Below are 22061 nucleotides of genomic sequence, written 5' to 3' on the forward strand. Positions count from 1 at the left end.
ATCCCCGTCAGACTTCCTCGCCTGCCGACAGCCGTGACAGGAAATCCTCGGCCTCGCTCAGGATCGCCTCGCGCTTCTTGTCATCCATCCGGTCCCAAGTGCTGTAGATACGCCCCATGCGGTGATTTCCTTCGAACCGCGCGCGGTGGCGCGTCAGGAAATGCCAATAGAGCAGGTTGAACGGGCAGGCGCCCTCCCCCTGCTTCACCGTCGCCGAATAGGCGCAGCCGCCGCAGTAGTCCGACATCTTCGCGATGTAGTTGGCCGAGGAGACATAGGGCTTCGAGGCGATGACGCCGCCATCGGCAAACTGGCTCATGCCGACGGTATTGGGCGCCTCGACCCATTCGAAGGCATCGACGTAGACTGACAGGTACCACTCGTGCACCTCCGCCGGGTCGATCCCGGCCAGCAGGGCGAAGTTGCCGGTAACCATCAGACGCTGGATGTGATGCGCGTAGCCCAGCCGCTTCGTCTGATCCACCGCGGCGCCGAGGCAGGCCATCTTCGTCGGCGCGCCCCAGTAGAGCGGCGGCAGCCCGCGCTGGTGATTCAGGGCGTTGCGGCGGGGATAACCGGGGCCTTCGCGGAAGTAGATCCCGCGCACGTATTCGCGCCAGCCGATCACCTGGCGGATGAACCCTTCAGCCGAGCTGATTGGCACCTCCCCCGCCTCCCAGGCCGCCTGCACCGCGTCGCAGACCTCACGCGGATCCAGCAGCCCGATGTTCAGCGCGGGCGAGATCAGGGCGTGGTTCAGGTAGGGATCGTCCAGTAGCATGGCATCCTGATAGGGGCCGAAGTCCGCCAGGCGGGTCTGGACGAAATGCGTCAGCGCGCGGCGCGCCTGGGCGCGGGTCACCGGCAGGTCGAAAGGGTGCAGGTCGCCGAAATTGTCACCAAAGCGGTCCGCGACCAGCGCCAGCACCTCCTCGGTGATCTCGTCAGGGGTGAAGGACATCGGGCCGGAGCGGAAGAGGTCCGCGCCCTCCCGGGGCGGCGGCTGGCGGTTGTCGCCGTCGAAGTTCCACTGGCCGCCCGCGGGCTGGTCGCCCTCCATCAGGTAGCCGGTCTCGCGCCGCATCTCGCGATAGAAATACTCCATCCGCAGGGATTTGCGCCCCTCGGCCCAGGCGTCGAAGCGGGCGTGGCTGGCGAGGAAGCGGTCATCCTCGCGCAGCTCCAGATCCAGCGGCAGGTCGCGCAGCGCCTCGATCAGGCGCCATTCGCCCGGCTCGGTGGCGATGACCCGTGACGTGCCCGCCTCCTCCGCCCGGCGCAGCAGCTCGCCCCCGATGCTGCCGGCGTTTTCCGGATCATCCAGCCGAGTATAAGCCACGTCCCAGCCCTGCTCGCGCAACTCCTCGGCGAAGTGGCGCATGGCCGACAGCACCAGGGCGATCTTCTTCGGATGATGGGGGACATAGCCCGTCTCGTCGTAGACCTCGGCCATGACCACGCGGTCACGGGAAGAATCCGCGCCTCGCAGGGCCGAAAGGTCGGGTGACAGCTGGTCACCCAGGACCAGGATCAGGCGGTGGGAGGTGTCGTCGGTCATGCAGGGACTACGCGCCGCGCGGGCGGGTGGTTCAGCCGGACAACAAAAGAAAACGCCGGCGCGAGAGGAGGCCCTCGCGCCGGCGCCTGCGCCGCGGGTGTCCGGTCGCCATGACCCTGTCAAAGCCGCGCCCTCCTGCGGCCGTGACAGCGGACCGAACCCGCTGCGGCGATCCCCGATGGCTCCTTCCCCAAAGAACCATGCAATCGGGATCCTGGTCCGGGCGCGATCGCGCGCCCGGGAAAACTCACTTCGTGGCCAGCGCCTCGAACCAGCCGGCGTTGCGGCAGTAGCCCGGGGTGTGCTCGGCCGTCGCATGCTCGGCCTGCCACTGGGCGCAGGCGCCCGCTTCGCGGCAGGTGGCGCAGCGGATGATCGCGGCGCGGTAGCCGTTGGCGACGGACTCGTCGACCATCTTCTCGGCCATATCCAGGCCGACGCGGTCGGCCATGCCGCCCATCAGGTCGGCGTGCTTGTCAAGCTTGCTGAAAAAACCCATCTTGCGTCTCCTTCGGATCCTGGCCGCTGCGGCCTGTCCATTCCTGTTCCGTTCGCGTCGTCAAAGTTCGGCAAAGACCAGGGCATTCTCGCAACCGCCGATGGCCTCGGCCCGGGGAGCCTCTTCCAGTTCGGCGCGCGCCAGCCAGTCGCGGCAGGCGCAGGTCACCTGGCAGCCGCGGCAGCGGGTCACCATCTCGGCCCACTCCTGTGGGTCCAGACGTCCCTCTTCCATGGCCTGCGCGGTGTCACAGCCCAGGGCCTTGGCCATTCGCTGGACCAGCCAGTAATGCTCCGTCAGGGATCCCATGGGTTTCATCGCGCCGATCTCCGGTCCTTGTCCGTCCCGGTGTGTCCCGGGCTCCAGAGGGTTCTAGACTCACCCGAGGCGCGCCTCCTTGATCTCGATCAAGTTGACAATGGCAATCAAGTGACGCCAAGGCGCACAGGCTGAAAGCCGCCCCGAACGGGACGGCCGCGGCTGCGGACAAGGCGCGGAATCAGAGCGGCCAGAAGACCAGGATCAGCGGGATCGACACGGCCACCACCAGGATTTCCAGCGGCAGGCCCATGCGCCAGTAGTCGCCGAAGCGATAGCCGCCGGGGCCAAGGATCAACGTGTTGTTCTTGTGCCCGATGGGGGTCAGGAAGGCCGAGGAGGCGGCGACGGCCACCGCCATCAGGAAGGGATCGGGCGAGACGCCGTAGGTCTGCGCCATGGAGATCCCGATCGGCGCCGCGACGATGGCCGTGGCCGTGTTGTTCAGCACGTCCGACAGGGTCATCGTCACCACCATCAGCGCCGTCAGCACCGCCCAGGCGGGCCAGCCCTGGGTCAGGTCGACAAGACCGTTGGCGATCAGTTCCGTCCCGCCGGAGCTTTCCAGCGCCGCCCCCAGCGGGATCATCGAGCCCAGCAGGACGACCACGGGCCATTCGATATGCTCGTAAAGCTCCTGCAGCGGCACGATCCGCATCAGAAGGTAGCCGATGACGACGAAGCCAAGCGCAATGGGCAGATGCACCAGCCCGAAGCTGGCTGCGGCCACGGCCCCGGCAAAGAGGCCGATGGCGGCCCAGGTCTTGGTGTTCTCGGTCACCGCCAGGCCCCGATCGGCCAGGGTCAGCGCGCCGATGGCATCGGCCACCTGGCCGCCGGTGTCCTTGGGCACCAGCAACAGCAGCTGGTCACCGGGCTGGATTTGCGTGCGCCGCACCTGTCGGGTGATCTGCCGCCCCTGGCGCGAGATGCCCATCAGCACCGCCCGGTGCCGCCAGGACAGGCCCACGGCCATGGCGGTCTTGCCGGCAATGGCCGCATCGCGCGGCACCACGACCTCCAGCACGTCCAGGCCGTCGCCGCTGGCCTTCAGCAGTTCCTCGCGCTGGCCATCCGCAATGGCCAGGTTCAGCGCGGTGCGGAACTCGTCCAGCGCCTCGGGCAGGCCTTCGAGGACCAGCGCGTCCCCCGCCTCCAGCATGACGTTGCGCGACCGCCCGTAGAGACGCTGACCGCCCCGGATCAGGCCCAGCACCGCCACGTCGGCCTTTTCCGCATCGTCATAGGTCTCCGACACGCGGCGGCCGATCCACTTGCTGTCCGCGGGCACGGTCAGCTCGGCCACGTATTGCGCCAATTCCTTCTCGGTCATCGGCCCGTCCTCGGGCTGCGGGATCAGGCGCCAGCCGACCAGGGCCACGAAGACGAGGCCCGCAAGCGCCGTCAGCCCGCCCACCGGGGCGAAGTCGAACATGGAGAAGCTTTCGCCCAGGCTGTCCGAGCGGATCCCGGCGATGATGATGTTGGGCGGCGTGCCGATCAGCGTGGCCATGCCGCCCAGGATGGTGGCAAAGCTGAGAGGCATCAGCGACAGGCCCGGCCCCCGCCCCGCCTTGCGCGCGGTCTGGATGTCCACCGGCATCAGCAGGGCCAGCGCCGCCACGTTGTTCATGAAGGCCGAAAGCACGCCGCCGATCCCGCCCATCAGGGTGATATGGGCGCCCAGGTTGCGCGAGCTGTCGACCAGCGTGCGGGTGATCAGGTGCACCGCGCCCGACCGGACGAGGCCGGCCGACACCACCAGCACCAGCGCCACGATCAGCGTCGCCTCGTGACCGAAGCCCGAGAAGACCTCCTCATAGGGCACCACGCCGGTCGCGGCCCCCACCATCAACGCCGAAAAGGCAATGACATCATAGCGGAACCGTCCCCACAGCAGCAGGGCGAAGACGGCGAAGAAAAGGGCGAAGAGGATCATCTGGTCGGTCGTCATGACGCGACAATAGCGCGCGCGAGAGGAAGGTCACGCGAATTGCGCGGGTCCTTGCCGCCGCCCGGACCGCGGCCCGCCCCGTCGATCGCAGCACAGGTCGGGGCACAGATTTGCATTCAACCGGCCCCGGGTGACGCTGCGGCCTTCGCCGTGGCGTATCCCCGGCAGGTTCGCCCGCTTCCCCCTCTCATACAGGTGCCTTCGGCGCGCAGTGCGGCCACCACCTTGCAGCGCCGCCCCCCTCTCGCGTATAGAGACGCGACCGAATTCAGACGCGACTGGAGGCACCGATGGCCGGCCATTCAAAATGGGCGAACATTCAGCATCGCAAGGGCCGGCAGGACGCCGCCCGTTCGAAGCTTTTCTCGAAACTCTCGAAAGAGATCACCGTGGCCGCCAAGATGGGCGACCCCGACCCCGACAAGAACCCGCGCCTGCGCCTGGCGGTGAAGGAAGCGAAGTCGAGCTCCGTCCCCAAGGACGTGATCGACCGCGCGATCAAGAAGTCCCAGGCGGGGGACGGCGACGACTACGAAGAGATCCGCTATGAGGGCTATGGCCCCAACGGCGTTGCGATCATCGTCGAGGCGATGACCGACAACCGCAACCGGACCGCCTCGACCGTGCGTTCCACCTTCTCCAAGAACGGTGGCAACCTGGGCGAGACGGGCTCCGTCGGGTTCATGTTCGACCGCAAGGGCGAGGTGGTCTACCCCGCCTCCGTGGGTGACGCCGACACGGTGATGATGGCCGCCATCGAGGCCGGCGCCGAGGACGTGGAAAGCTCGGAAGACGGCCACGTGATCTACTGCGCCGACACCGACCTGAACGACGTGGCCACCGCGCTGGAGGAACAGCTGGGCGAGAGCGAATCGACCAAGCTGATCTGGAAGCCGACGACCACGACCGAGATGGATCTGGAGAACATGCAGAAGCTGATGAAGCTGATCGATGCGCTGGAAGACGACGACGACGTCCAGCGCGTGACGGCCAACTTCGAGGCCTCCGACGAGGTCATGGAACAGCTCTGATCCGATTGCGGGCCCCGGCCCGCGCGGCATCCCCACATGACCTGAGACGCCCCGGCCGCGATCCCCGCGCCGGGGCGTTTCCTTGTGCGGCCTGCCATTTCTGCAAGGCGTGCGAACGCGCAAGGGGCGCCCCGGTTCCCGCCTCCGGCCTCCGGCGCCCGCACAGGGGCTATGCGGTTGAGGCAGTTGAACCTTCGGTCAGGACGTGATCGCAGACGGCAACACCGCCAAGAAGGGAACAGGCATCATGAGCAACAACATCCAGGGCAAGGTCGTCGTGATCACCGGGGCCTCCGCCGGCATGGGCGAGGCCGCAGCGCGCCATCTGGCCGCCGAGGGGGCCCGGCTCGTCCTCGGCGCCCGCCGGGCCGACCGGCTCGATGCGCTGGTGGCCGAGATCGAGGCCGCAGGTGGCAGCGCCGTGGCCCGCGCCACCGACGTCTCCAGACGCGCTGATGTCGAGGCGCTGATGCAGGCGGGGCTGGACGCCTACGGGCGCATCGACGTTTTGGTCAACAACGCCGGAATCATGCCGCTGTCGATGTTCGACGCGCTGCAGGTCGAAGACTGGGACCGCACCATCGACGTGAACATCAAGGGCGTGCTCTACGGCATCGCCGCCGTGCTGCCGCAGATGAAAGCGCAGAAGTCGGGGCAGATCCTGTCGACCACCTCGATCGGGGCGCACATGGTGGTGCCGACCACGGGGGTCTACTCGGCCACGAAACATGCGGTGAAGGCGATTTCCGAAGGGCTGCGCCAGGAACTGACGGGCCACAACATCCGCGTCGGCATCCTGTCGCCCGGCACGGTGAAGACCGAACTGGCCAGTTCGATCCCCGGGGACGAGATGCGCGACGCGCATCAGGATTTCGTCGACCAGCTGGGCATTCCCGCCGACAGCTATGCGCAAATGCTGGCTTTCGCGATTTCCCAGCCCGAGAACGTCGACGTGAACGAGATCCTGTTCCGTCCGACCGCACAGCAGATGTGATCGCCGCGCGGCCGGCCCTGTCCGGCCGCACCCGGCCACCGGCGCAGGACGCCCCGAGCTCAGCCACGCCAGGGGCAGTTCAGCGACCGGGGCCGCCTGCGATCACTCTTCGGTCGTGGAGGCCTCGCCCTCGGCAGTGTCTTCGGCGGTGCCAGCGTCCTCGATCGCGGTTTCCTCGCCCGAGGCACTCTGGGCGCTGCCCTCTTCCAGGACGCCGTTCACCCATTGCCCCGACAGGACCTCGCCGGTGGCATAGGTCAGCGTGCCGTCGCCCTGGCGGCGCCCTTCGACGAAGGCACCGCGATAGGTGTCGCCGTTCTTGTAGGTGGCCACGCCCTCGCCGGTCATCTCACCCTCGACCCAGTCGCCTTCATAGCTGAAGCCGTCGGGCATGGTGATCCGGCCCTCGCCGTGGCGCAGGCCGGCCTGGAAGCCGCCCTCGTAGACCATGCCGTCGGGATAGGTGGCCTTGCCCTGCCCCTCGCGCTGGCCCTCGACCCACTCGCCCTCGTAGACGTAGCCGTCGGCATCGCGCATCACGCCGTAGCCATGGTTCTGCGCGCCCTTGAAGCCGCCCTCGTAGGTCAGCCCCGACGGGAAGGTGGCCACGCCCTCGCCCTCGATCACGCCGCCGACCCAGTCGCCCTCGTAGGTGGCGCCATCGGGATAGGTGATCTTGCCCTGCCCATCGGCCAGGTCGTCGCTGAACTGGCCCTCGTAGACGGAGCCGTCGGGATAGGTCACGCGGCCCTCGCCGGCGATCTTGCCGGCCTCCCACTGGCCCTCGTAGCGGTAGCCGTCGGCGCCCACGAAGCTGCCCTGCCCCTGCCGTTGGTCAGCGACGAAGCTGCCCTCGTAGACATCGCCATTGGCATAGGTCACGCGGCCCTCACCCTCGCGCTTGCCCGCGACCAGGGTGCCTTCGTAGATGTCGCCATTGGGCTGGGTCAGCTTGCCGCTGCCCTGGATCTGGCCGTCTTCCCAGTCGCCCTCATAGGTCAGGCCGTCGGCCATGATCAGCGTGCCCGTGCCCTGGCGCTGGCCGTTGTGAATCTCACCTTCGTAGGTGGTGCCGTCGGGATAGGTGATCTTGCCGATCCCCTCCTTCACGCCGTTCACCCAGTCGCCGTCGTAGATATACCCGTCGGGGTTCTCCATCCGGCCGCGGCCGTCGTGCATGGCGTTGCGGAAACTGCCCTCGTAGCGCACGCCGTTGGCGTAGTTGGCGATGCCCTCGCCGGTGATCTTGCCGTCGACCCATTCGCCTTCATAGGTGCCGCCATCGGAAAAGGTGATCTTGCCGAATCCCTCCGGCTTGCCCTTGGCGAACTCGCCCTCGTAGACCGATCCGTTGGGGAAGGCCGCCCGCCCCTGGCCGCGGATCTCGCCCGCCACCCATTCGCCGGTATATTCGTAGCCATTGGGCAGCCGGTAGGTGCCGAAGCCGTCCTGCAGCCCGTCCCGGAAGGTGCCCTCGTAGACCCCGCCATCCTCGTATTGCTTGGTCTGGACGGTGTCGTCCTGCGCGGCCACGGTGCCCGCCACCAGCGCCAGGCCGAGCGTGCCGGCCACCAGAAAGCTTTTCAGAACCTGCGTCATGGTTTCTCCCTGAACCCGCCGTTTCGCTGGGCCCGTTCCGTCGGTGCGGCGGCCTTGCTGGTCTGGCGAAAACCTATGCGACAGGGAAAAGGGGGGCAACGCCTTTCGCCAAATCGCCTTCCCCTCGGCGGGTCTGACCGCTAAGCAGGCCCCGACCCGCGCGCGTGCCATCGCCGCGGACCACGTAGACAGGACGACACAGCGCCGGTCCCCGGCCGCAAGGAGGTCACATGGCAGACAGGTTCCGCATCTGGCTTGCACAGCTCAACGCCACCGTGGGCGATCTTTCCGGCAACGCCGATCTGGCCTTTGCCGCCTGGGAACAGGGCCGCGATGCCGGCGCCGATCTGGTCTGCCTGCCGGAGATGTTCATCACCGGCTACCAGACCCAGGACCTGATCATGAAGCCGGCCTTCTACCTCGACGCCATCGCCGCCGTCGCGGCCCTGGCCGAGCGCTGCGCCGACGGCCCGCCCTTGATGATCGGCGGCCCGCATGTCGAAGGGGCCGAGCTTTTCAACGCATACCACATGCTGAAGGACGGTCGCGTCGTCTCCAGCGCGCTGAAGCACAACCTGCCCAACGACACTGTCTTCGACGAAGTGCGCCTCTACGACAGCGGCCCCCTGGGCGGCCCGCTGGCCGTGGGCAACGCCCGCGTCGGCTTCCCCATCTGCGAGGATGCCTGGCACCCCGAGGTTTCTGAAACGCTGGAGGAAACCGGCGCCGAGTTCCTCATCGTGCCCAATGGATCGCCCTATGCCCGGCACAAGATGGACACCCGTTACAACCACATGGTCGGCCGCGTGGTCGAAACCGGCCTGCCGCTGATCTACCTCAACCTGGTGGGCGGCCAGGACGACCAGGTCTTCGACGGCGGCAGCTTCGGGTTGAACCCGCACGGCGGGCTGGCCTTCCAGATGCCGGTCTTCGACGAGGCCCAGCAGATGGTCGAGTTGGAACGCGGCACCGAGGGCTGGCGCATCGTCGAGGCCGAAAAGGCCCATATGCCCGACGAGTGGGAGCAGGATTACCGCGTCATGGTCGAGTCCTTGCGCGACTATTGCCGCAAGACCGGGTTCAGGAAGGTTCTGCTGGGGCTTTCGGGCGGCATCGATTCGGCCCTGGTCGCCACCATCGCCGCCGATGCCCTGGGCCCTGACAACGTGCGCTGCGTCATGCTGCCCTCCGAATACACCTCCGCGCATTCGCTGGAAGACGCCGAGGCCTGCGCCAAGGCGCTTGGCTGCCGCTACGACTACCTGCCGATCTCCGGCCCCCGCGACGCAGTGACAGAGGCGCTGGCGCCGCTCTTCGAGGGCACCCAGCCCGACCTGACCGAGGAGAACATCCAGTCCCGCCTGCGCGGGCTACTGCTGATGGCGCTGTCGAACAAGTTCGGGGCCATGCTGCTGACCACCGGCAACAAGTCCGAGGTCGCCGTGGGATACGCCACGATCTACGGCGACATGTCCGGCGGCTACAATCCGATCAAGGACCTCTACAAGACCCGCGTCTTCGAGACCTGCCGCTGGCGCAACGCCAATCACCGCGACTGGATGATGGGCAACGAGGGCGAGGTGATCCCCGAACGGATCATCACCAAGCCGCCCTCGGCCGAGCTGCGCGAGGACCAGAAGGACAGCGATTCGCTGCCCGACTATCCGGTGCTGGACGGGATCCTGACCATGTTGGTGGATGATGAGCGGTCGGTGGCCGACTGCCTGGCAGCCGGCTATGACCGCGACGACGTGAAGAAGGTCGAGCGGCTGATCTACCTGTCAGAGTACAAGCGTTTCCAGGCGGCCCCCGGCGCACGGCTGACCAACCGGGCCTTCTGGCTGGACCGGCGTTATCCCATCGTGAACCGCTGGCGGGACCCGAGCTGAGGCCCGGCGTCGGTCACCGCCCCGGTATCCGCGCGGCCGTCATCGGCGGCGACATGTCCATCGGATGGCGTATCTTCAGTCATGACAGAAATGCGTGAATTGCATGTACCCTTCCGCTGCGGCAGCCGCTAGTTTGAACGCATGAAAGAACTCCCCGGCGCCAAGCCTCGTTTCCTGCGAGGGCTCGACCGTTTCACGCGGCAGGATGTCCTCGATGCCATGTCCCTCATCGATCACTACGGCGAAGACTGGCTGCATGAGGTGACGGGCCGCCGCCGCACCGCCACCCGCTACATCCAGAACCAGGGGCGCCGCTATCCGGCGAAGGCCACGGGTTACCTGGCGGCACAGCTTTGCGCCGGGATCGCCCGGATGGAAAGCACGCCGGCCAAGGTCGAGCGCGTCGAACGCGCCCTGGTACGCTGTGGTTTCCGGATCCAGCGCGCCCGGACACCGGTCAGTGGCAAGGTCCTGGCCGACGCCGGCCCCGAACGCTAGGCGCGGCGCCACAACCACGGCCCGAAAACGACACATCATCAGTCGGAAACGTCGCAGCCTGAGCCGCGCTTCGCGGGCAGGATGGCGCACCCTTTCCAATCCCGACGCCGATGATCACCTTCCATACCGTTCCCGACGCCTTCTCTCCCGCCGAATGCAGCCAGTTGATCGAGGTGGCCCGCGCCGCGCCCGCCGCCGATGCGGGCCTCGTGCGGGCCACGACCGAACACAACCTGCGCCGCGCCGACCTGGTCTGGCTCGACGACCTGCCCGACACCGACTGGGTGATGGAGCGGCTGATTGCCCTGGTGGCCCGGGCCAATCGCGAGGTCTTCGACTTCGACCTGACCGATTTCGCCGAATCGCCCCAGATCGCCCGCTACGGCGCCGAACGCGAAGGGCACTTCACCTGGCATTCCGACATCGGCGAGGGCCGTCTGGCGGCGCGGCGCAAGCTGACGCTGGTCACCCAGCTGTCGGAGCCCGGCGCCTACCAGGGCGGCACGCTGGAGGTCTGGATGAACTCCAACCTCGCCACCGCGCCTCTGGAGCCGGGCACCGCGGTGCTGTTCCCCTCCTTCGCGCTGCATCGGGTGACCCCGGTGACCGGGGGAGAGCGGTTTTCCTTCACCGTCTGGGCCCACGGCGCCCCCTTCCGCTAACACACTGACTTGATGGCGAGAAATCCTGAAGGGCGCCTCCTCGAGTCGCCTGGATCAGCGCGCGCCAGCGTTCGGTGATGCTTTTGCAGGCAAATCCTTGCCGCGCTTAGTGCATCCACGCACAACGGCTTTGCACCTGCGGCAATTCTGTCCCCGGCGTTCCGGCCCTATCTGGGGCTCAAACGAGACACCTCTGTCCCGACCGCGGGCAGACATCGCAGACAACCACAGGAGCCCCGACATGAGCGCCCCCAAGATCGCCGTCATCTACTACTCCACCTATGGCACCAACTACGCCGTCGCCGAAGAGGCCGCCCGCGCGGCCCGTGAGGCCGGCGCCGAGGTCCGCCTGCTGCGCGTGGCCGAAACGGCCCCGCAGGAGGTGATCGACACGCAGGAGCCCTGGAAGGCGCACCTCGAAGCCACCAAGGACATCCCCGTCGCCACCCCGGCCGACATGGAATGGGCCGATGGCTACTTCTTCTCCTTCCCGACCCGCTTCGGCGGCGCGCCGTCGCAGATCCGTGCCTTCATCGACACCCTGGGCGGTGTCTGGGCCCAGGGCGGCCTGGCCAACAAGACCGTGACAGCCTCCACCTCCACCGGCAACAATCACGGCGGCATGGAGAACACGATCCTCAGCTTCTACCCGACCGTGATGCACTGGGGCGCCATCATCGTGGCCCCAGGCTTCACCTCCGACAGCATCGTCGAAGCCGGCGGCAACCCCTACGGCTATTCCGGCAAGGCCGGCGCCTTCGATGACAAGGGCAAAGCCGCCGTCGCGCATCAGGCCACCCGTCTGGTCGAAGTGACCGCCAAGCTGGTCGACAAGGTCGCGGAACCCGCCTGAGGCTGGAGGCGCGCCGACCGCGCCCGCCGGGTCAGGCAAAACCGTCAGTCTTGACCGCAGGCGGGACTGCCTCGGGCGCCCCAACGACGGAAAACAGGCGCGGCCACGCCAAGTCGGCCTTTGAAAACCGGGCACGGCCCTGACGGGGGCCCGCCCAGCAATCCGATGTTTCCGGGGTCGCCCCTCTCCCCGAGGGCGGCCTACCCTCCCGGCGGCATCGGCTGGGGGAGCCTTACCGGCTCCCCCGCCCTCGGCTTGGCGCCGGCGCGGCTCACCGCCCACGCGCTGCCCCTCCTGTGACACTCTTCAGACCATAGGCACCAGGCGCGACCACCGTTCGGACTCGCCGGCATCGCCTCTCCGACACGTCCCCAAGGCTGCGGCCACCAACAGGTCGAGCCTGCGCGCCTCCATGCCGCATGTGCGCCCTGTGCAGACAAGCCAGCCTGCGAAACCGCAACGTCAGATGGCCATGCGTTGCCCGACCCTCGCCTGCAAGAGGCCCGCCAGCTGTCCAAGATCCGAGCGTATCGGCTGATCCTCCGCCAGCCGCGATGACAGGTGATCTGCCGCCGCCTGCAGTTCCTCATCCCCCGCACAACGCGCCACGCCCTGCAGAAACTGCCCGAGATAGAACAGCGTCTGCCTATCGGTCGCCTCCTGCAACAGCTCCGCCGCATGGGCCATATCGTCCTTGTAGGCCACCGGATCCGGCTCTATCGGCTCCGCCGGCAGGGCGCGCGGCCCGGACCGCCGGTATTCCTCGGGCAGCTGCGCCAGGATCGCCTGCTGGAAGGCCGCGAGGCTGGTCATCGGTTTCTCGAAGAAGATCTGCGCGCCGGCCTCACGCGCCGCCGCCTCGGTCCCCGGGTCGCCCGACATGGCCGCCACGACGCCCAGGCGGGCGGCGCCACGGGTCAGCTCCCCGATCAGCTCGGCCCCCGAGCCGTCGGGAAGGCCCAGATCGACCACCGCGACCGAGGGTCGATAGACCTGCAGGTGACGGTGGGCGGAGCGCAGGCAATCGGCGCGACGGATCCGGGCGCCGGATCGCAAGCACAGCAGGCGCAGCGCCTCCGAGGCATAAAGGCTGTCCTCGACCACCAGCACGGTCAGCCCCAACATCGGGCGACTGGCGGTCGGGGCGGCGATTGTCTCAAGCGGGTCCATCGGATGTCCTCCTGCGGCCGGCAGGGCCTGACCTCAGGCTAGGCGGGAGAAGGTGAACGCCAAGTTAAGCGCACGCGGCCACGCCGTGCCGTCCTCGCACGCCACCGCCGGCCGCTGCGGTGTGACGCCGCGACCTGTCGGGCGTGCTTGCGCGCCGCCCCCCGGACAGGCGATAAGGACGCAGGTGAGGAAGAGGAGACCCCCCATGATCGGCCGCCTGAACCATGTCGCCATTGCCGTCCCCGACCTGGAGGCCGCGGCGGAGCAGTACCGCTCGACCCTGGGCGCCGAGGTCGGCGCGCCGCAGGACGAGCCCGATCACGGCGTCACCGTGGTCTTCATCACCCTGCCCAACACCAAGATCGAGCTGCTCTACCCGTTGGGCGAAGGCAGCCCGATCCAGGGCTTCCTCGACAAGAACCCGGCGGGCGGCATCCACCACATCTGCTATGAGGTCGACGACATCCTGGCGGCCCGCGACCGGCTGCTGGACCAGGGCGCCCGCGTCCTGGGCGGCGGAGAGCCGAAGATCGGCGCCCATGGCAAGCCGGTGCTGTTCCTGCACCCGAAGGATTTCAACGGCACCCTGATCGAGCTGGAGCAGGTCTGATGGGCATCACCTCTGGCATCGTCCTCTACGCGGTGATCTGGTGGATGACCCTGCTGATCGTCGCGCCGCTGAAGCTGAAGACGCAGCAGGACATGGGCCGCGTGCTGCGCGGCACCCAGTCGGGCTCGCTGGAGGTGCACCACCTGAAGCCGAAGCTGTGGATCACCACCGGCGCGGCCACGGTGCTTTTCGTCATCATCGCGGGCATCATCCTGTCGGGCTGGATCACCGTCGAGGATCTCGACTGGTTCAACCGCATGTCCGCCCCGGCCACGGCGGGCTGACAGGGCGGCGGAGCGGATCGTCCCACCCCATACTTGGGCTGAAAATACTCTCGCCGGAGGCCTGGCCCGGCACGGGCCAACCCGGCCTGCCAGATGAAAAAGGCGCGCCCGACGGGCACGCCTTCCCTCCGATCGGGGCAGTTCCAGTTTTCGCATCGACCTAGCGGCGCTTGGCGGCCAGCCCGTGGAAGATATGGGTGAAGGTGGCCGCCCCCAGGATCGGCACCACCAAGTTCAGGATCGGCACGGTCAGCGGCACCGCCATCAGGATGCCACCCAGCCAGATCGTCCCCATGTTGCGTTTGCGCAGTTCTTCGGCCCCCGCGCGGCCCAGGCGGCGCATGGCGGCCAGGGTAAAATATTCGCGGCCCAGCAGGTAGCCGTTCACCCCCCAGAAGATGAAGGGTGCCAGCGGTGCCAGCAGCAGGTAGAAGACCAGCGCCACCAGGTTCGCCAGGATGATGACGCCCAGGAAGCCAAGCGTATCGCGCAGGTCCTCCGCGAAGCTGGTGCCAGGCACCGGCGGCAGTTCGGGGTAGTGCCGGTCCTCCACTGCCTCGGCCACCTGGTCGAGGTACATGGAGGTGATGGCCGAGGCCACCGGCACCATCAGGAAGACCGAGATCACCATCATCGCCAGCAACCCGCCGGCGGCGGCCAGATCGTTCAGCCAGGGCACAGTGCCGATCCAGGGCAGGCTGGCGTCATCCCCGATGGCCCAGCCGATCCCGAACCAGGTGATCCAGGCCGCCCCCGCCAGCAACGCCAGCGTAAGCCCGACACCGATGAACAGCACCCGGCGAAACCGCGGATCCCCGGTCTGGCCGAGCGCCCGGGTGAAGCCCGACAGGATCAGTCCGAGATCCATGTGGTGATCTCCTTCAACTCGGGGCGCGGACGTTCGGGCGGGGTCACCTGTTCGGTGCCGTAGAAGATCAGCCCGGCGATGCTTTCCTCGGGCGACAGGCCCAGCCCCTCCTCGACGAAGCCACGGTCGAAGCAATGCCAGCCGGTCAGCCAGCTGGCGCCCCAGCCCGAAGCGAGACCTGCGTTCAGCGCCGCCAGGCAGACGGCCCCGGCGGAGTAGACCTGTTCGATTTCCGGCACCTTGGGCGAGGGCTTCGGGCTGGAGACGACGGCCAGGCAGACGACGGCATCATCGAACTGCTTCACGCTTTTCGCGATATCGGCCTCGGATTTCTCCAGCGCGGCGCCCCGGGTGCGGACCAGCTCGGCCAGCCGGGCAAAGGCCGCGCCTTCCAGCACGACGAACCGCCAGGGTTCCAGCTTGCCATGGTCGGGGGTGCGGGCGGCGGCGGTCAGGATGACATCCAGTTCCGCACGCGAGGGGCCGGGGGCCGCCAGGGTCTTGGCCGGGCGGGAACGGCGGGTCAGCAGGAAGTCCAGCGCCGCCTGGTTTCTCTCGGGCATGGGGTCTCTCTTCGGATGGAAGGTTCCGGGTCACGGGCTATGTCGGCCCTGGGCCCCGGGGTTTCAACCCGAAAGGCCCGGGGCCGGATGCGGGACTAACCGAGGGCCGCCGCGATCTCGCCGATCACGCCCGAGATATAGGCGTTGAAGCCGTCGTTGGGCTGGCGGATGCGCACGGTTTCGGCCATCGGATCCTCCACCCGGATCTGCGTGCCTGACAGCACCTCGATCACGCGGTGACCGCAGAAGGGCACGTAGACCTCGGAATAGCCGCCCTCATGCACCATCAGCAGGCGCCCGTCGCAGAGGCGCTCGGCCAGGGCCTTCATCCGGGCGGTCATCTCGCCGTAGGTCTCCATCGTGCAGCACATGCGCGCGATGGGATCATAGATCCCGGCGTCGAAGCCGCAGGCGACGATGATGACGTCGGGCTTGTAGTCCTCCAGCGCCGGCGCGACGATCCGGTCCAACACCTCCAGGTAGCCGACATGGCCCACGCCGGGCGGCAGGGGGATGTTGATGTTGTACCCCGCGCCCGCATCGCGGCCCCGGTCGGCCAGGGCTCCGGTGTCGAGGGGATAGTTGTTCTCCTGGTGGATCGAGATCGTCAGCACGTCGTCGCGGTCGTAGAAGATATGCTCGGTGCCGTTGCCATGGTGCACGTCCCAGTCCAGCACGGCCACGCGCGGCGCCTCGCCCCGGGCCTTCGCGGCCTCCACGGCGATGGCGATATTGGCCATCAGGCAGAACCCGTTGGGCCAGTCGGGCAGGCAATGGTGCCCCGGGGGGCGCGACAGGGCATAGGCGTTGTCGACCCGGCCGGCCATGATGTCCGCAAGCGCCGTCGTCGCCAGCCCGGCAGACAGTGCCGCGATCTCGTATCCGCCCCGACCGAAGGGCGTGCGCAGGCCCAGCTCTCCGCCGCCCGCGTCCGACATCGCCTTGAACTCATCAAGGTAGCTGGCGGGATGGACCCGCAGCAGGTCTTCGCGGCTGGCCTCGGGGGCAGAGGAGACATGCAGCTCCGAGGTCAGCCCCGACACGTCCAGCAGGTTCTTCAGCCGGCGCTTGGTCTCCGGGCTTTCGGGCAACCCGCCGGCCGCCAGGGGCTGCACGTAGCCCCCCACGGGCAGGGTCAGGGCGTAGTTGCCGCCCGAATGCCAGAAGCACCGTTCATCCCAGTAGAATCCTGTCCGGCTCGTCGGGTCGGTTGACATGCTTGCGCCTCCTGGTGTCTTTCGTCGGGCGCAGACTGATCCGGGGCGGCCCGGGTTGCAAGGGCCACCCGCCCCAAGCGCATCGCCCGCCGGTCCGCGCCGCCGCCCCTGCCCCTGTCCCTGTCCGAAAGGAGGGCCCATGGCCGTGAAGCTTCCCGATCTGACGCACCTGGCCCACCCGGGAAGGGAGATCGCCACGCGGGTCACGCCGAAGGCCTCACGCGACCGGATCGCGGAAGGCGAGGACGGCACGCTGCGCGTGCATGTCACCGCCGTGCCGGAGGACGGCAAGGCAAACGAGGCGGTGCGCAAGATTTTGGCGAAATCGCTGGGGCTGGCCAAGACACGGCTGGTGCTGATCCGGGGCCAGACATCGCGCGAGAAGGTGTTCCGCATCGATGACTAGACGACGACGCGGGGCGCCACGCGCCGGCGCCCTGAGCCGCGGTCAGCCGACGGCCGGCGTCGCCCGCGTGGCGAGGGTATAGCTGCCCTCGGGCAGGTTCAGCGCCGCGCTGAGGTCGCGCAGCTGCGCCATCGACAGCGTCACGCGGACCACTTCGTCCGTGCGGGGATCGTATTGCTCGACCGTGATGCACTCGGCAAAGGCATTGACCGCCACGTCCTCCTGCAGCGGGGCCGGCCCATCGTCGACCAGGGTGACAACAGTGCAGTCGAATTCGTGCTCAATCGTAAACATGCGTCTACCTTACCCCCGGTCAGGCCAGCCGCAAATGGGTGAATCCGGCAAGACCGCCTTCTCGGGACTGTATTCACCCCGCGCATCGTCTATATGATGGGTTTCGCGCCGCCCCGTCGCACCGTGCCTGCCGCCCGGGCCGGCCTGCGCCCCATCCACCCTCGCCCCTCACACGACCAGACCGGATCCCGCCCTGACATGACTGCCCTGCGCTCCTTCCTCGCTGTCCTGTTGCTGCTCGGCCTCGGCGCCTGCGCCCTGCCGACGGGGGCCGACCGGCTGTCGCCCGAGGAAGCCGCCGAGCTGCGCCAGAAGGCCGACCGAGCGGCGCGGCAGTTCGCGGAGGTGGTCGAAACGGTGGAGCCGGTGGCCGAACGCATGTGTCGCGCCCGGCGCGAGGATGACCGCTGCGCCTTCCGCATCGCCATCGACAGCCGCCGCCGGATGCCCGCAAACGCCTTCCAGACGCTAGACATCGATGGCCAGCCGGTCCTGATCTTCACCCTGGCGCTGATCGCGGACATGCAGAACCCCGATGAACTGGCCTTTGTGATGAGCCACGAGGCCAGCCACCACATCCTCGATCACCTGAAACGCCAGCGAGACTACGCCGCTCAGGGCGCCCAGGTCTATGCCGATGCCGCCCTGCGGGCCGGGGCATCCAAGGCGGCGGTCCGCCGTGCCTCGGAGATGGGGGCGGCCTACGGCGCCCGCTCCTACTCGCGCCAGTTCGAGCTGGATGCCGACTACCTCGGCACGCAGATCGCACGCGAGGCGGGCTACGACCCGTTGCGCGGTGCGCTTTACTTCGACCGGCTGCCCGATCCGGGCGAGAAATTCCTGGGCAGCCACCCCCCCAATGCCGAACGCATGGCCACCGTGCGGCGGGCGCTGGCCGCGCGCTGACCGAGGCACGCGCGCGGGCAAGCCGACGCGAGGGGGCTTTACCCCCGTCTCCGTACCGGAGCCTCCGCCGGGGTATTTCCAGCAAAGAGAATACCGCGGGCTCCGCGGGCCATCGGCGGCGGTGTGCCCCATGGCCCTCGGCTCAGAGCGGCCAGAGCAGCGGGATGACCAGGCTGACCACGATGCCCATCGACAGGTTCAGCGGGATACCCACCTTCATGAAGTCGGTGAACTTGTAGCCGCCGGGGCCATAGACCAGCATGTTGGTCTGGTAACCGATCGGCGTGGCGAAACTGGCCGAGGCGGCGATCATAACCGCGATGACCAGCGGCCGGGCGTCGACCCCCATGGCCTGCGCCAGCCCCACGGCAATCGGCGTCATCACCACGGCCACGGCGTTGTTCGAGACCAGCTCCGTCAGCACGGAGGTCAGCAGGTAGACCGCCCAGACCACCAGCACCGGCGGCAGCACGGACATCGCCGGCGCGATGGCCCGCACGATCAGCTCCACCGCGCCGGTGTGTTCCAGCGCCGCGCCGATGGCCAGCATGGAGAAGATCAGCGCCAGCAGGCGCCCGTCGACGAAGCCGAAGGCCTCGTCCGCGTCGATGCAGCGGGTCACCAGCACCAGCGCCACCGCCATCACCGATAGCATCAGGATCGGCGCCACGCCGAGGCCTGCCAGACCCACGATGCCGAGGATCGCCAGGATGGCGATCGGCGCCTGGGACCGGCGATAGGCGCGTTCGCTGGGGGTGGCCACATCGACCATGTCCATCTCGCGCGCCAGGCGGCGGATGTCCTCGGGCGCGCCCTCCAGCAGCAGCGTGTCGCCCACGCGTACCACCAGCTCATCCAGCTGCAGCTGTCGGCCGATGTTCTGGTTCCGCCGATGCACCGCCAGCGGATAGACACCATAACGCCGCCGCAGCCGCATCGAGCCCAGAGACCGGCCCACCATCTTGCAGCCCGGGGTGATCAGCACTTCGACGGTGGTGGTCTCCACCGCGCTGACCTGATCCACGCGCTTCAGGCTCTTGTCGCGCTGCAGGCTGAGCAGTTCCGAGATATGGCTGCGCAGCACCACCCGGTCACCGACCTGCAGCTCGACCCCCTTCAGGTTGCGGCGCAGACTTTCGTCGCCGCGCAGCACATCGATCAGGCGCACGCCCTCCCGCTTGAACAGCTGCACGCCCGTCACCTCGCGCCCGACCAGGTTGCTGTCGGGGGGAATTACAGCCTCGGTGAAGAACTTCATCTTCGAGCGATCCGACAGCATTGAGGCCATGGAATCACGGCCCGGCAACAGGAAGCGCCCCACCACCAGCAGGTAGAAACAGCCCCAGCCGACGACAACCAGGCCAATGGGCGTGACCTCGAAGATACCGAAGGGCTCCAGCCCCTGGGTGCGCGCCACGCCGTCGACCAGCAGGTTGGTGGAGGTGCCGATCAGGGTCAGCGTGCCACCCATGACGGCGGTATAGCTAAGCGGGATCAATAGCTTGGAGGGCATGATGTCCAGCGTCTTCGCCATCTGCACGAAGACCGGGATCATCACCACGACCACCGGCGTATTGGACACGATGGCCGAAGACAGGGCCACGAAGGCGAAGAGAATCGCCAGGGCCAGGATCGGCCGGCGACTGGCCTGGGAGGTGGCTGTCTGGGTGAAGGCCTCCAGCGCACCGGTCCGCACCAGCGCCCCCATCACGATGAACATCGCGGCGATGGTCCACGGGGCCGGATTAGACAGCACCGGCAGGGCCAGGTCATAGGGCAGCAGGCCCAGGAGCAGCATCAGCGAGATGCCGGCGATGGCCACCACCTCGGTCGGATAGGTCTCGCGCACGAAAAGCACGAACATCGCCACGACGACCCCCAGGGTCAGCAGCGCTTCGCCGGTCTGCGAAATGTCGATGGCCAGCATCCTAGCTGCACTCCCTCAGCGATGGCATTCGCCCGATGCCGATCTAGGCGCAGCAACCGGCGGCATGCAAGCGCCGCGCGTGCGGGACCGGGGCGTCTGGCGCCCGGGTGCCCTCTGCCCGGGCATCATGGGGATCAGCCCGCCTCGACCGGACCGGGGCCGGAGGCCGACAGCCGTCCGCCCTGGCGCACCATCTCGACCCGGGTGGCGCGGCCGGTGCGGTCATCGGTCTCGACGTAGAGCCCGCTGACGGTGGCCGCCCCCTCGGCAGGGGTGAAGCGGCCCTTGGACATGCCGGTGACGAAGCGGCGCATCGGCTCCCCCTTGTCCATGCCGATGACCGAATCGTAATCGCCGGTCATGCCCGCATCGGACTGGAAGGCGGTGCCCCTGGGCAGGATCTGCGCGTCCGCCGTGGGCACGTGCGTATGGGTGCCGACCACCATCGAGGCGCGCCCGTCGCAGAAGTGGCCCATGGCCATCTTCTCCGAGGTCGCCTCGCAGTGGACGTCGATCAGCGCGGCCTGCACCAGCCCGCCCATCGGGTACTTGCGCAGCACGGCGTCGACCTGGCTGAAGGGATCTTCGAAGGGGCGCTTCATGAAGACCTGGCCCAGCACCTGGGCCACCAGCACCTTGCGCCCGTTCGTGGCGTCGAAGACGCGCGCGCCGACGCCGGGGCATTCCTTGGCGTAGTTCAGGGGCCGGATGATGCGCTTGTCCGCCTCGATCGCCTGAAGCATGTCCTTCTGGTCGAAGGCATGGTCACCCAGGGTCACCACATCGGCGCCGGCATCGAGGATCAGCTTGGCATGGGCACCGGTCAGCCCCGCGCCGTGGCTGGCGTTCTCGCCATTGACCACGACGAAATCCAACCGCCAGGCTTGCCGCAACTTGGGCAGCCACTCCGTGATGGCGGCACGCCCGGCGCGCCCCATCACATCTCCGAGAAACATCATCCGCATGGGCCAAGCCCTATGCCCCCCGGCGGCGGGAGGCAAGTGTTTCGGCGCACCGGTCCGCGGGGACGGGCGGGAGGGGGCGCTGCCCCCCGTCTCCGTGCCGGAGCCTCCCCCCGGAGTATTTCGGACAAGGTGAAGGGGCGTGACCGCGCCAGCGAGGCATCCGCCGCGAGGGCCTGCGCGCCCGCACCCGACCCAGACAGGGGGAGGGACACAGACCGGGTGCCGTCCCAGCCCTTCACCTTGTCGGAAATACTCCCGCCGGAGGCATCGGCCGCCAGGCCGATCCGCTCAGCCGGACGCCGCAGGCCCCCGCCGGGCGGGAAAGCGGCGTGCCAGGTCGGCCGCCGCCCTGCGATCCGCAACTTCTTCCGGGCCGCGCGCCCAGGGGCGGAAGCGCATGCGGAAGGCGGCGAAGGCGGCCGCCGGGTCTTCCATCGGATAGCCGATCCGCGGCAGGCTCTCGGCCAGCGGGGTGTCGTCACGCGCCGCCGGGTCCGGCCAGACCGACAGGCCCTGCAGCGCCAGCCGACGCCAGTCGAACTTCGGCCCCGGATCGGCCTTGCGCGTCGGGGCCATGTCGGAGTGGCCGATCACCCCTTCGGGCGGAATGGACCAGCGGTGCAGGATCTGCGGCAGCAGCCATTCCAGCCGCGCCATCTGGCGTTCAGCGAAGGGGTTGGGCGCCGGGTTGGCCAGCTCGATCCCGATGGATCGGGAGTTCACGTCATCCAGCCCGCCCCAGCTTCCCACGCCCGCGTGCCAGGCCCGGCGGTCCTCCGGCACCATCTGCCAGAGACGGCCATCTTCGGCGATGACATAGTGAACGGAAACCGGGGTCGGCTCGGCCCTCGGGTCCGCCAGCCGTTGCAGCGCGGCCTCGGCGGTCTCCATCGCGGTGTGATGCAGCACCACGAGATAGGGCGTCAGCCCGTCGCGGCGGTCGTTCTGGTTGGGGGAGGCGTAGGGTTCCGCCCCCTCCTGCCAGTGGCTCATGCG

At 68.1% G+C, this 22061-nt stretch carries 23 protein-coding genes; 10 read left to right on the forward strand and 13 right to left on the reverse strand.

What is annotated here, in order from left to right; all coding sequences use genetic code 11:
* Positions 1-7: 7 nt before the first annotated feature.
* The 4 genes from LC066_RS12095 to LC066_RS12110 form a co-directional block, all read right to left on the reverse strand.
* Positions 8-1558 carry a cryptochrome/photolyase family protein gene (locus LC066_RS12095; protein ID WP_224899297.1) on the reverse strand — a complete coding sequence of 517 codons (1551 nt, stop codon included), beginning with the start codon at positions 1556-1558 and terminating at the stop codon, positions 8-10.
* 247 nt (positions 1559-1805) lie between these two features.
* Entirely contained in the window at positions 1806-2057 is a 252-nt protein-coding gene (locus LC066_RS12100) for a DUF6455 family protein (protein ID WP_222480836.1), read from the reverse strand.
* A 60-nt stretch (positions 2058-2117) separates the two neighbouring features.
* Positions 2118-2375, reverse strand: coding sequence for a DUF6455 family protein (locus tag LC066_RS12105; protein WP_224899300.1), 258 nt, complete (start codon positions 2373-2375; stop codon positions 2118-2120).
* A 181-nt stretch (positions 2376-2556) separates the two neighbouring features.
* On the reverse strand, positions 2557-4329 hold the full coding sequence (locus tag LC066_RS12110) for an SLC13 family permease (RefSeq protein WP_224899303.1): 1773 nt from the start codon (positions 4327-4329) through the stop codon (positions 2557-2559).
* A 290-nt stretch (positions 4330-4619) separates the two neighbouring features.
* On the opposite strand from LC066_RS12110, the gene LC066_RS12115 reads away from it, so the two are divergent.
* Entirely contained in the window at positions 4620-5360 is a 741-nt protein-coding gene (locus tag LC066_RS12115; protein WP_222480830.1) for a YebC/PmpR family DNA-binding transcriptional regulator, read from the forward strand.
* Positions 5361-5607: 247 nt separating this feature from the next.
* Positions 5608-6354, forward strand: a complete 747-nt coding sequence (locus tag LC066_RS12120) for an SDR family oxidoreductase (protein ID WP_224899304.1) — start codon at positions 5608-5610, stop codon at positions 6352-6354.
* A gap of 102 nt (positions 6355-6456) precedes the next feature.
* On the opposite strand, the gene LC066_RS12125 is transcribed toward LC066_RS12120, so the two are convergent.
* Positions 6457-7953 (reverse strand): MORN repeat-containing protein, encoded by a 1497-nt coding sequence (locus tag LC066_RS12125; protein WP_224899307.1) that lies wholly within the window; start codon positions 7951-7953, stop codon positions 6457-6459.
* Between the two features lie 230 nt (positions 7954-8183).
* Between LC066_RS12125 and LC066_RS12130 the strand changes: the two genes are divergently transcribed.
* The 4 genes from LC066_RS12130 to wrbA all read left to right on the forward strand — a co-directional run bounded on the left by LC066_RS12130 (position 8184) and on the right by wrbA (position 11855).
* Entirely contained in the window at positions 8184-9842 is a 1659-nt protein-coding gene (locus LC066_RS12130) for an NAD+ synthase (protein ID WP_224899310.1), read from the forward strand.
* A gap of 141 nt (positions 9843-9983) precedes the next feature.
* The gene (locus tag LC066_RS12135; RefSeq protein WP_224899314.1) at positions 9984-10340 is read left to right on the forward strand and encodes a hypothetical protein; all 357 of its coding nucleotides are present in this window, start codon (positions 9984-9986) and stop codon (positions 10338-10340) included.
* 110 nt (positions 10341-10450) lie between these two features.
* Positions 10451-11002 carry a 2OG-Fe(II) oxygenase gene (locus tag LC066_RS12140; protein WP_224899316.1) on the forward strand — a complete coding sequence of 184 codons (552 nt, stop codon included), beginning with the start codon at positions 10451-10453 and terminating at the stop codon, positions 11000-11002.
* Positions 11003-11243: 241 nt separating this feature from the next.
* On the forward strand, positions 11244-11855 hold the full coding sequence (gene wrbA / locus LC066_RS12145; protein ID WP_222480818.1) for an NAD(P)H:quinone oxidoreductase type IV: 612 nt from the start codon (positions 11244-11246) through the stop codon (positions 11853-11855).
* Positions 11856-12317: 462 nt separating this feature from the next.
* Here wrbA and LC066_RS12150 read toward each other — a convergent pair whose 3' ends face one another.
* On the reverse strand, positions 12318-13025 hold the full coding sequence (locus LC066_RS12150; RefSeq protein WP_224899319.1) for a response regulator: 708 nt from the start codon (positions 13023-13025) through the stop codon (positions 12318-12320).
* Positions 13026-13230: 205 nt separating this feature from the next.
* On the opposite strand from LC066_RS12150, the gene mce reads away from it, so the two are divergent.
* Positions 13231-13635, forward strand: coding sequence for a methylmalonyl-CoA epimerase (mce, locus tag LC066_RS12155; RefSeq protein ID WP_222480814.1), 405 nt, complete (start codon positions 13231-13233; stop codon positions 13633-13635).
* Positions 13635-13919, forward strand: a complete 285-nt coding sequence (locus LC066_RS12160; RefSeq protein ID WP_222480813.1) for a DUF1467 family protein — start codon at positions 13635-13637, stop codon at positions 13917-13919. The genes mce and LC066_RS12160 overlap by 1 nt, the downstream gene beginning before the upstream one ends.
* A 160-nt stretch (positions 13920-14079) precedes the next feature.
* Here LC066_RS12160 and LC066_RS12165 read toward each other — a convergent pair whose 3' ends face one another.
* The 3 genes from LC066_RS12165 to LC066_RS12175 form a co-directional block, all read right to left on the reverse strand.
* Positions 14080-14787 (reverse strand): EI24 domain-containing protein, encoded by a 708-nt coding sequence (locus LC066_RS12165; RefSeq protein WP_224899322.1) that lies wholly within the window; start codon positions 14785-14787, stop codon positions 14080-14082.
* A complete protein-coding gene (locus LC066_RS12170) occupies positions 14772-15350 on the reverse strand; it encodes a nitroreductase (RefSeq protein ID WP_224899324.1) in 579 nt (192 codons plus the stop codon). The genes LC066_RS12165 and LC066_RS12170 overlap by 16 nt, the downstream gene beginning before the upstream one ends.
* A gap of 95 nt (positions 15351-15445) precedes the next feature.
* Positions 15446-16567 carry a class II histone deacetylase gene (locus LC066_RS12175; RefSeq protein WP_224899326.1) on the reverse strand — a complete coding sequence of 374 codons (1122 nt, stop codon included), beginning with the start codon at positions 16565-16567 and terminating at the stop codon, positions 15446-15448.
* Positions 16568-16706: 139 nt separating this feature from the next.
* Between LC066_RS12175 and LC066_RS12180 the strand changes: the two genes are divergently transcribed.
* Positions 16707-16973 carry a DUF167 domain-containing protein gene (locus LC066_RS12180; RefSeq protein ID WP_224899327.1) on the forward strand — a complete coding sequence of 89 codons (267 nt, stop codon included), beginning with the start codon at positions 16707-16709 and terminating at the stop codon, positions 16971-16973.
* Positions 16974-17015: 42 nt separating this feature from the next.
* Here the strand turns inward: LC066_RS12180 and LC066_RS12185 are convergent, their stop codons facing one another.
* A complete protein-coding gene (locus tag LC066_RS12185; protein WP_222480803.1) occupies positions 17016-17267 on the reverse strand; it encodes a hypothetical protein in 252 nt (83 codons plus the stop codon).
* A gap of 198 nt (positions 17268-17465) precedes the next feature.
* Here LC066_RS12185 and LC066_RS12190 point away from each other — a divergent pair, with 198 nt between their 5' ends.
* Positions 17466-18173, forward strand: coding sequence for a M48 family metallopeptidase (locus LC066_RS12190; RefSeq protein WP_224899329.1), 708 nt, complete (start codon positions 17466-17468; stop codon positions 18171-18173).
* A 142-nt stretch (positions 18174-18315) separates the two neighbouring features.
* On the opposite strand, the gene LC066_RS12195 is transcribed toward LC066_RS12190, so the two are convergent.
* The 3 genes from LC066_RS12195 to LC066_RS12205 all read right to left on the reverse strand — a co-directional run bounded on the left by LC066_RS12195 (position 18316) and on the right by LC066_RS12205 (position 22058).
* Positions 18316-20100, reverse strand: a complete 1785-nt coding sequence (locus LC066_RS12195; RefSeq protein ID WP_222480799.1) for an SLC13 family permease — start codon at positions 20098-20100, stop codon at positions 18316-18318.
* A 134-nt stretch (positions 20101-20234) separates the two neighbouring features.
* Positions 20235-21065: a YmdB family metallophosphoesterase gene (locus LC066_RS12200; RefSeq protein ID WP_222480797.1), complete on the reverse strand. Its 831-nt coding sequence runs from the start codon at positions 21063-21065 to the stop codon at positions 20235-20237.
* Between the two features lie 288 nt (positions 21066-21353).
* On the reverse strand, positions 21354-22058 hold the full coding sequence (locus LC066_RS12205; RefSeq protein WP_224899331.1) for an N-acetylmuramoyl-L-alanine amidase: 705 nt from the start codon (positions 22056-22058) through the stop codon (positions 21354-21356).
* Positions 22059-22061 lie beyond the last annotated feature (3 nt).

The sequence above is a fragment of the Pseudooceanicola marinus genome, assembly GCF_020177265.1.
In the GTDB taxonomy this organism is placed as follows: Bacteria; Pseudomonadota; Alphaproteobacteria; order Rhodobacterales; family Rhodobacteraceae; genus Pseudooceanicola; species Pseudooceanicola marinus_A.